This is a genomic window from Desulfocicer vacuolatum DSM 3385, from assembly GCF_900176365.1.
Classification (GTDB): Bacteria; Desulfobacterota; Desulfobacteria; order Desulfobacterales; family Desulfobacteraceae; genus Desulfocicer; species Desulfocicer vacuolatum.
On record NZ_FWXY01000035.1, the window covers coordinates 22,114 to 31,839 of the forward strand.

The following is a 9,726-nucleotide window of genomic DNA, read 5'->3' on the forward strand; positions in this document are numbered from 1 at the left end:
GCAGACCCGGCGTTAAGGCTATTTTTATCCTTTTTTTGGAAAAACTCCCATGACAAAAAACATCAGGGTCTTGATCATTGAAGACAACCCGGCCATTGTGGAAAATATAACTGATTTTCTGGAGCCCAAAGGTTATATCCTGGATTATTCCATGGACGGCATTGGAGGGCTGCACCTGGCCATATCCCATAACTATGATGTCATCGTCCTGGATCTCATGCTGCCGGGCATGGACGGCATCACTTTGTGCCAAAAACTTCGCAAAGAGGCCGGCAAACAGGTTCCGGTGATCATGCTCACCGCCAGGGACACCCTGGAAGATAAATTAATAGGTTTTGATTCCGGGGCAGACGATTATCTGGTCAAGCCCTTTGCACTCAAGGAGCTTGAAGCCCGTATCAAGGCTTTGTCCAAACGGCACCCCACCACCACGGGCTTATTAAAAGTGGGAGACCTTGAGATGAACACCGGCACCCTTGAAATTTCACGCCAAAATACTTCCATGGAATTAAACAACACCGGGATTTTAATTCTACGCATCCTCATGGAAGCGGCTCCCAATGTGGTCACAAGAAAAGAGTTGGAAAACCGCCTGTGGGGGGATATGCCGCCGGGAAGTGATGTTCTTCGAAGTCATATCTATGCCCTGAGAAAAAAAATAGATAAACCCTTTGATCATCCCATGATTGAAACCGTCCACGGCATTGGATTCAAGTTAAGAGGAAGGACAGAATGAAGTTTTATAAGAGTCTCCGGTTCCGGCTCCTTGGATCGATTTTTTTATTTGGTGTTTTGCTTATCAGCCTTAATGCCAGTATTACCTTTTTTGTCATGGGAAAAACTTTTTCAAGGCTGGTGAATACCCTCATGGAAACCGAGGTCACTTCTTTTCTTTACCAGTATGAAAACGACCGTACAGCCCCCCTGCCCCACTCCCGGTTTGTCAAAATGTATAAACATATTGAACAAATTCCCCAAAGATTTCAAGAGCGGGTAAAGAGCCTGCCCCCCGGGGTTCACAGCATTCCTCCATCAAAAAACCACCCTCCCCTTCACATTGCAGTGATTGAATTGCCGGATCAATCCCAACCTTATTACATGCTTTTCCACGGACATGAGTTCTTTGAAGAAAATGCCTTTCTTCGCCCCTTTCAGATTTTATTGATCTCCCTTGGCCTCCTGCTTGCCCCGGCTATGCTCTTAGGACTCTTTTTTTACAAGATGCTTCTTGATCCGGTAACGGAACTTATAGAAAAAATTAAAAGACTGAATCCGGAAAAAATTCCCGACCAGTTTGCAGGCAAACAATGTTCCAACGAAGTTGGCATGCTCACCCAGACCCTTGAAAACGCCATGTCCCGCATAAAAGAATTTATTCTGCGGGAAAAACAGTTTACCCGGGATGCAAGCCACGAACTTCGAACTCCCTTAACCGTTATTAAAGGGGCTGTTGAAATCATGGAGGATCAAAAAGAAACCCGGGAAAACCCATTGCTTAAAAAGCCCCTGACCCGGATTGCCCATTCTGTGGCCGGTATGGAAACCACCATAAATACATTTCTGTGGCTGGCCCGGGAGGATGTTGATCCCCCGGGAACCTGTCATGTGGCACCGGTGGTGGAAAAGGCCATTGCTGACCACCGGCACCTTATCGATCAAAAAAATATTATGGTGGATCTTGAGATCTGCACGGATAAAGTGTTAAGCGTTAAAGAAGAGATTCTTTACATAACCATCTCCAACCTGCTTCGAAATGCCTTTAATTTTACCCGCCGGGGCACTGTGTTCATTAAAGTGGCAAACCCATATATTGAAGTCCGGGATACGGGAATGGGAATCCCAAAAGAAAAAATAGCCTGCCTGACCCAGCCGCACATTAAATCAGAACAAAGTAAAGGATTTGGACTGGGATTAAGCATTGTCAGCCGCCTGTGCATAAGATATGGTTGGGAACTGTGCATTGAAAGCCCGGCCGGTCAAGGGACCCGGGTAAAAATTTTATGGCAAAATTAATTGATCGACAACATCTTTGCCATATTTAACGTCATTTAATGGAGAGATTCAATGTCAATTAAGGTCTGTATTGCAGGGGCCACAGGATGGGCCGGATCTGCCCTGGCCCAAGGAGTTATAAATTCCCGGGACATGCATCTGGTCAGCGCCGTATCAAGAACCCACGCAGGAAAAACCCTGGATTCAATTTTATCGGATAGCACGGCAGAGGTTCCAATATTTGCCACCGTTGAAGAAGCCCTGGAAACACCTTGCGATGTGTTTGTGGAATACACCAAACCGGCCCATGCCCGGCAGCATATAATTTATGCCCTGAATCGGGGTATCAGCACTGTTATTGGCACCTCGGGCATGTCCCAGGATGCCCTTGCCGAGTTTGACACCGTTGCCAGGCAAAACAATTGCGGTGTATTTGAAGGGGGCAATTTTTCGCTCACCTGTTTTTTACTGCAAAAATTTTCCCAGGTGGCAGCCCAATATATACCCCACTGTGAAATCATTGATTACACCCACGAAGACAAAGTCGACTCCCCCAGTGGAACGGCCCGTTCCATTGCCCATCACATTGGTGCTGTAAGAGAATCCAAACTGGATGTTCCCCTGGACAAAATCTGGGGTCCCGGGGAAAGCCGGGGGACACGCCTGGCCGGAACCCAGGTTCACTCTGTTCGCCTCCCCGGTTATGTCAGTGCCATTGAAACCATCTTTGGCCTTCCCGGAGAGAAACTTTCCCTGCGCCATGAGGTGGGGGACAGTGCTGTTCCCTTTGTGGAAGGTGCCCTCATGGGTATTCGCAAGGTAAGAGATTTTGTGGGATTAAAACAGGGCATGGAATCCGTTCTTGACGTCTCATTTCAAAATTAATGGAGGGCTCCCGTTGGTTTCAGCAGTGGGAAGGGCCGGGGAAAAACAGAAAAAACAAAATCAGATCCTGAAAAGAACGGACACATGCTCAATATCCAGATATTTTTCAATAAGTCCCGGATATCGGATGACAAAGGCCGGGACCAGGCTGCCCAGACTCAGGCACAGCACAAAATAATCCGGCATGCGAAATTGAAGCCGGGTCATGACGGTCCAATTTTTGCGATATCCAAACCCGCGGTTCATCAATGCCATGGATAACTGGTCTGAGATGACAATGGCATTGACCATCAAGGGAATCATGATGGCCACCCGGGCCTTAAATTTTTCAAACAGACTGCCCTCATCCATGTCAATCCCCCGGGCACGCTGGGCCGCAATGATCAAATTTCTTTTTTTATCCAGGGCCGGTACAAACCGAATGGCTGTGGTGATGAGAAAAGAAAGTGCAGGGGGCAATTTCAATTTAACAAACAGGTTAATGAATTGATCCAAAGGGGTGGTGAAAAGAATGATCTGGGTCAGCACCACCATGTTCAACAATCTGAAAAGAAAAGTAGCCCCCAGCATAAGACCGCCCCGGGTGAGGGAAGCACCCGGCCACAGGGTGAAAAGAGCCACCTTGTTTTCCAGATGCACAAACCCGGTGCCACTGTTAAATCCGGTGAACAGCATGATCATTACAAACAGTGGGACCAGGGGAATCAAGCGGAAAAACATCTGCTTCATGGAAAGTCCCACATAAAGACCTCCCCCCACAATCATACAAGATATGACCCCGTGGCAGGCCGGGTGATCGTACAGGACGGTCCAGACCATGAATTGAATAAACAAAGCGCATTTGCTCCGGATATCCAGGCCCCCAGACCCCGTTAATGAAGGATTTTCAACCATGGGAACCACCTGTTTTTAAAGAAAAAGATCTCAAATGATCCGGGACCAGCCCTGCCCGGTGCAATACATCGTTTTTTTCCAGCCCTTTTTCCATGGATTCATCCAATACGATTTTCCCCTTTGCCATGACCACCAGACGTGTGGCATATCGGGCTGCCATGGCAAGATCATGGGTGATGAGAACAACGGCAGTTCCCTTGCTGTGCAGTGCCAGGATGAGATCCATGATCATATGGCTGCCAGAGGCATCAAGCCCTGTTGTGGGCTCATCCACCACCAGAACCCTGGGGTTTAAAGCAGCAATGGAAGCCACGGCAATCATCTGCCGCATGCCCTTTCCCAGGGTAAAGGGATGATGGTGACGAAAGGGGTCAAGGCCGGTTTTTTCAAGGATATCATCCACTGTCCGGGCAACTGCCCTCCGGGAACCTCCCATGTGGGTCAAACCAAATGCAATTTCTTTTTCCACGGAATTTTCAAAAATCTGATGATCAGGGTTCTGGAAAACAAATCCCACACATCGGGCAAGATCTTTGATTTTGAACCTGTTGACGGCTTTACCCTCAAACAAAATGGTGCCGGGATGACTGGGTATAAGGCCGTTGAGATGTTTCACCAGGGTGGTTTTCCCAGCGCCGTTGTGTCCCATAAGGGCCATGAAATCCCCCGGGCACACCGAAAAATCAATATCCTTGAGCACCGGAATCCCCGGAGTGTATTCAAAATTAAGGTGGTTTATTTCAAGGGATGGCGCAGTGTCAAGAGGTAAAGAATCCATGCCCGGTGTTGGTGCTGACGGCAGGGTATGGGGCCATGATTTTTCCAGACCTTCCAGTGATCCCCGGGTCACCATTCTGCCCTTTTCCAGGATTAAAACCTGGTCCACCATGGATCGAATCTCTTCTATATTCTGCTCCACAATCACCAGGGTTAACCCCTTTGATTGCCGCAAACGGTCCAGATGACGGTAGAGATCTGCCCGCCCGGCAGGGTCCAGTTCCGATGCCGGTTCGTCAAGGATCAACACAGAAGGTTCCATGGCCAACACCCCGGCAATGGCCAGTCGCTGTTTTTCTCCCCCGGACAGGTCTGCGGTGAAACGATTTTCATAACCGGAAAGTCCCACCTGGGAAAGGACTTTGGGGATTCTTTCTTCAATTTCCCGGGCAGGCACCAGAAGATTTCTGGGGCCAAAGGCCAGATCTTCACATACGGTACGCCCCACAATCTGGACCTCAGGGTCCTGCATGACAAATCCCACATCCTTTGCCAGGGTCTGGGTTCTGAAAATAGAAACATCCTTTCCCGCCACAACAATATCCCCGGAAAGGGACCCTTCCAGAGCCTGGGGAATCAGACCGTTAAGGCATCGGCAAAGGGTGGTTTTACCCGAAGCAGACGGTCCCATGATCACGGCACACTCCCCGGGTTTCAGGGACCATGATATATCTGACAGGGCAAGGGTATCGGCACCTTTATATTTAAAAGACACCCGGGAGAGTTTTATGGCCTTTTGCATTACTTTTCCGTTATCACACCAGTTTTCCTGCATGAACCACCCGGTGTGAAATAACCGCAATGGCCACATTGACCAAAGAGCCTGCAATTAAAAACGGCATGGTGCCAAGAACCGCGCCCATGCCTCCCACCAATGCCATGGTAAAGGCAGACACCCCTCCGTTTAAAACAACGGCAACAATGGCACCGGGAACAGCCCCAAACCGACGGCTCACCCAAACAAAGACCGTCACCCATAAAGCCAGCTGCAATGCAATGAAAAAATGGATGGGAATTCCCAGGGGAAACCCCATGATCCCTGATGTGATAAGGTGTCCCATGAAAATAACACAGATTCCCTCCACATAGCCCAGGGCCAGGCCGCAAAAATATCCCGGTGCCGAGTCCAGACCAATGGTGCCCACCGGACTGGGGATTTTAACCATGGCACCCACGGCACTCAGGGCTATGAAAACGGCCATATAGGCCATGCGTTTAACAGACAGGGTCCGGGTGTTCAGATCGCCTTTTTGATCCGGTATGTTTGACATATAATTTTCCTCAAAAATTTTCCCCCGACGTTCCCTTTCCGGGCAGGCCGGGCTCCGGGCGGTTTTTTATATAACAGGCATGTCCTGTCGGACACAACGAATATTGAAAATGGTGTCATGCCGCCCCCCCCCGAGGGGTAATGGTCCCGGACCGGAACTGTAGACAGCTCGATTGGCCGGTTCCTATTACCCCTCGGGGAGCTCTGCTGAAATTGCCCGGAGGTTTTATTTTCTAATAAACGGGCATCTCCCGGCGGACACAACAAATATAGGGTCGTAGACGCGGAGCCAAATGGTATTATACCGCCGCCCCCCCGATGGGCAATGGTCCCGGACCGGAACTGTAGACAGCTCAATTGTCCGGTTCCTATTGCCCATCGGGGGAGCGGCTCTGCTGAGGTAGACCTGGGGGCTGCCTTTTCATATAAAAACGGTTAAGATCCAACCAGTGATCCCACCCGAAACAGGGGCAAATTTCCCTGAATTTGGGGTACAGTTTCCGGGGCACAGGTAAACAGAGCACAGGTGGAAGGTCCGGCAGATTTGTTCAAATCCACTTCCATAGATGCATCAGGGATAAATCGGGAATGGGTATGACAGGCAAGTTCCCTGGCCTCAGCCAGAATCCCCCTGGACCCCACAGGCACAATGTCATGGATATCAGGCTGGGCCAGGAGTTCACGGATTTGGGCCGTTCCGATGATACTGGACGCCGGGGCCTTTGCCACTTCCTGCCCCACCCGGGGGATTCCCAGACAATAAACCCCATCACCGGGCCCGGAGCCTGCAATTCTCAAATCATTGATCCTGCAGGAACCGGTGACACCAATGCCCAGGCCGGTCTGTGAGGGCACAAAATTTTTCTCCGTACTGATGACCAGGGAAAGGTCCTTAAATCCTGCTGTTTCCAGTTCTTGTCGCACCCCGTTAAGAATCTGTCTGCCGGTGGGCTCGGGCTCTGAAGATATTGCCACGGTCATAACCCTGGGAACAGCCCCTGTGCAAAGCACCTCCATGAGTGCCACCCGGGCCGTCAATTGCCCCACCAAAGGATGGGGCACCTTCAAAAGGTCCAGTTTTTTCTCTCCAATGGCACCACAGGAATCACAGGCAACCACCAGACAAAGCCCCTGCTCCAACATGCTGACTTCAACATCCCGGCCCTTATATCCCATATTTTTATCCATCCATCTGATACTTATATTTTTTATACATTTATACTTGAGCTGTCTACAGTTCCGGTCCCGGTCCGGTCCGACGGCTGCAATTTTTTCAATGGCGATGAAAATAATTCATTGCCGATGTGATGTCAATAAAATCCATTATTTACGGAAACTGAACATCCATTATGACAGGCAGATGGTCCGAGGCAAAAACAGTATCCGCTTTTTTAAGCCCGGCCTGTGCCAGCTGTTTTTCATTGAAATTCAATGTATTTAAAACAAATCCCCGGACAGAGGGAAGTACACTGTCTGTATAATAAAACCGGTCATAACGAATATCAGGATCTGTTGCAGATCCCGGCCAGGTGTTGATTTTACCCGTGTTGGCATCCCTGGGAAGAAGATCCTTTAAATGGGAATCATCCCAGTCCGGCATTACATCCGGTCCAAATACAGCTTCATCCTTGATATTGCCTGTGGTAAAGGTGATTTCAGGACCGGCCTTGCCGATGAAATTGAAATCTCCGGTGAGAATCATGGGTGTTTGCAAAGGCAAAGAAATCGCTCCCCCTGCTGTTTTTGCATCCCGAATCCAGGCCATGGCAGCATCGGCACTGCGCTGACGCCGGGCCTTGAATTCCGGAGAATCACAACATTGCAGATGAAATCCCATGAGATAAAGATCCCGGGAAAATGTTTCCCCGGGCAAATCCACCAAGGCAGCAGTGATGCCCCTGATATCTGACGGCGGCAGGGTATCCCGGGAAGTGAGCACCAGGGGATACCGGGATGCAATCATGGTTTGATAAATCCCGGAGCCCATGCCCCCGAAAACATACCAGGTGCCCCCCAAAAGGGCTTTAAGACGACCGGGCAATTGCGATGCCATGGTGGTGGTGAATTCCTGGAAAACAAAAATATCCGGTGCAACATGGGAAAATATTCTGGCAAAGGTGTCATCCAGGCGGGTGTCGGCCAGAAAGTTACCACAAACATTGTATGTCATCACACGAAGGGTTCCGGGGGAACGGGAAGGTGACACAGGCCTGGGGGCAATGGGCTCCCGGGGCTCAGCTGGGGATGAGAATTCCCCGGATACCGGGATAACGCCGGGTCTGTAAACATAAACGGCGTTGTCACTGAAAAAATATAGCTCACGGGTCACTGGATTAAAATTAAGGATGTAACGGCTGGTGGCGTTTTCTTTGTCAGGATCAAAACGATGAACCGCATGGGCATCCGTGGGATCAACGGCAACATTATTCCTGATGGCCTCATCCAGGGCACCACGGGTGATCAGGGCTGCAAAATTGACATCCTTTCCATCTCCAAAGGCATCACTTCCCCCCACATGAAGATTTCCCCGGTGATCAAATCCCAGGGAGGATCCTGACAAAATATCCACAATGACCTGGCCCTGGGCTTCAAAATCCAGGGGAGAATGAGAACGCATGGCAGACTGCCACAGGTTCCGGGGAAAGTACTTCACTGTTCCCGTACCGCTGGGGCCGGAACTTTTAAAGCCGTTTGCGGTGAACAGGTTGCCCCGGCTGTCAAAGGCAATACCGGCCGGGGCACCTCCAATGTTCCGAATAAGTGTGACGGGAACTCTCTTCTCACCGGCAAGTGGCACAAAGGATAGCCTGCCGGGCTCCCCGAATTCTCCATGGCTTACCACCATCAGGGTATTATCTGCCCATTCAGCATCAAAATGGGGCATGGCAAACCATTCCGATGCCATACTGTTGATATTATAAATACCAATACGTCCGTTGCCGTCGCCCAGAGCAAACCGGGTACCATCCGGGGAAACCTTTAAAAAGGAAGGACCATAGGGGCCGGTCTTCAGGCCGGGAAGGGGGCCCAGATCATTAAAATCCCGGGTTTCCAATCCTGTTTCCATAAAAAGCCCATTGCCGGAGACACCGATTAATCGACCGTCGGCAAGAACATCAAAAACAAACCCGGGTCCGGGTATGGAAAAATGAGACTGCAGACCATATAAAACAGACGCTGAACCGATCTGGGCATTTTGCCGGGATGTTTTCCAGCAGCATCCCATGAAAATCATGCTGCAAACAAAAAGAGAGAGATAAAAAAATCCTGTTTTTTTCATAAAGCAAGCCTTTAAATCCAAGTTTTCTGTGGCAAAAATTCCCCCCGACATTTCCGTTCCAGACAGGTCCGCCGTGGGGGATTGCATAATATTTCTATATTTGCTGTGGGCAGAGCCGGGTCAGAATGTGGTCTACCGTGGCAGTTATATATTATAAAAGTTCAGTGATGTCCGGTTAGGTTTTTGCATGCTTAAAAAAGAATATAAAACACTTGATTTATTAAAAAATAAGAGCTACCTAAGCATTGCTTTTGTCTTGTTGTAATTGATTCTATAACAAGGAGAAGTTAATGCCCATAACCCAATGCAAAAAACAAAAGATCAAATTTGATGCTGAATCCTTTATACAATATCTGCTACCTCTACAAAAAATTCTGCTCACTACCCCTGCGCTTAATTCAAGGGGGTATCGGCCATTGAAAATGACGTTTGAAGACCAACTCAATGCTTTATTATTCTATCACCTTCAAGAGCATGAGTCTGCAAGAGATCTTGTCCAGTGCATGAAAGAAGATGATTTTGCCAAAAATAACATAGCGCCTGATGGTGGTATCAGTCTCAGCAGTTTTTGTGAAGCCATTAATGATCGAGGACTCGAACAACTTCAATATGTCTTTGAGGAACTTTG

8 protein-coding genes and 1 pseudogene are annotated in these 9,726 nt (G+C 49.2%); 4 read left to right on the forward strand and 5 right to left on the reverse strand.

Annotated features, from left to right (window positions below; all coding sequences use genetic code 11):
• Window positions 1–49: 49 nt before the first annotated feature.
• Genes B9A32_RS19555 through dapB form a run of 3 tightly spaced genes read left to right on the forward strand, consistent with a single transcriptional unit; the run spans window position 50 to window position 2,877 of the window.
• Window positions 50–736 carry a response regulator transcription factor gene (locus tag B9A32_RS19555; RefSeq protein ID WP_232367245.1) on the forward strand — a complete coding sequence of 229 codons (687 nt, stop codon included), beginning with the start codon at window positions 50–52 and terminating at the stop codon, window positions 734–736.
• Window positions 733–2,013, forward strand: coding sequence for a sensor histidine kinase (locus B9A32_RS19560; RefSeq protein ID WP_084071655.1), 1,281 nt, complete (start codon window positions 733–735; stop codon window positions 2,011–2,013). The genes B9A32_RS19555 and B9A32_RS19560 overlap by 4 nt, the downstream gene beginning before the upstream one ends.
• 51 nt (window positions 2,014–2,064) lie before the next feature.
• Window positions 2,065–2,877, forward strand: coding sequence for a 4-hydroxy-tetrahydrodipicolinate reductase (gene dapB, locus B9A32_RS19565; RefSeq protein ID WP_084071656.1), 813 nt, complete (start codon window positions 2,065–2,067; stop codon window positions 2,875–2,877).
• Window positions 2,878–2,937: 60 nt separating this feature from the next.
• Here the strand turns inward: dapB and B9A32_RS19570 are convergent, their stop codons facing one another.
• The 5 genes from B9A32_RS19570 to B9A32_RS19590 form a co-directional block, all read right to left on the reverse strand.
• Window positions 2,938–3,771, reverse strand: coding sequence for an energy-coupling factor transporter transmembrane component T family protein (locus B9A32_RS19570; RefSeq protein WP_084071657.1), 834 nt, complete (start codon window positions 3,769–3,771; stop codon window positions 2,938–2,940).
• Entirely contained in the window at window positions 3,764–5,290 is a 1,527-nt protein-coding gene (locus B9A32_RS19575; protein WP_170923918.1) for an ABC transporter ATP-binding protein, read from the reverse strand. Before B9A32_RS19575 ends, B9A32_RS19570 begins: the two co-directional genes overlap by 8 nt.
• A gap of 13 nt (window positions 5,291–5,303) precedes the next feature.
• Window positions 5,304–5,819, reverse strand: a complete 516-nt coding sequence (locus tag B9A32_RS19580) for an alpha-ribazole transporter (RefSeq protein WP_084071659.1) — start codon at window positions 5,817–5,819, stop codon at window positions 5,304–5,306.
• A gap of 434 nt (window positions 5,820–6,253) precedes the next feature.
• Window positions 6,254–6,994, reverse strand: a complete 741-nt coding sequence (locus B9A32_RS19585) for an AIR synthase related protein (protein ID WP_084071660.1) — start codon at window positions 6,992–6,994, stop codon at window positions 6,254–6,256.
• Between the two features lie 151 nt (window positions 6,995–7,145).
• Complete coding sequence (locus tag B9A32_RS19590; RefSeq protein ID WP_170923919.1) at window positions 7,146–9,098, reverse strand: endonuclease/exonuclease/phosphatase family protein; 1,953 nt, start codon at window positions 9,096–9,098, stop codon at window positions 7,146–7,148.
• 290 nt (window positions 9,099–9,388) lie between these two features.
• Here B9A32_RS19590 and B9A32_RS21205 point away from each other — a divergent pair.
• Window positions 9,389–9,726 (forward strand): annotated as a pseudogene (locus tag B9A32_RS21205) (IS4 family transposase); the annotation flags it as partial.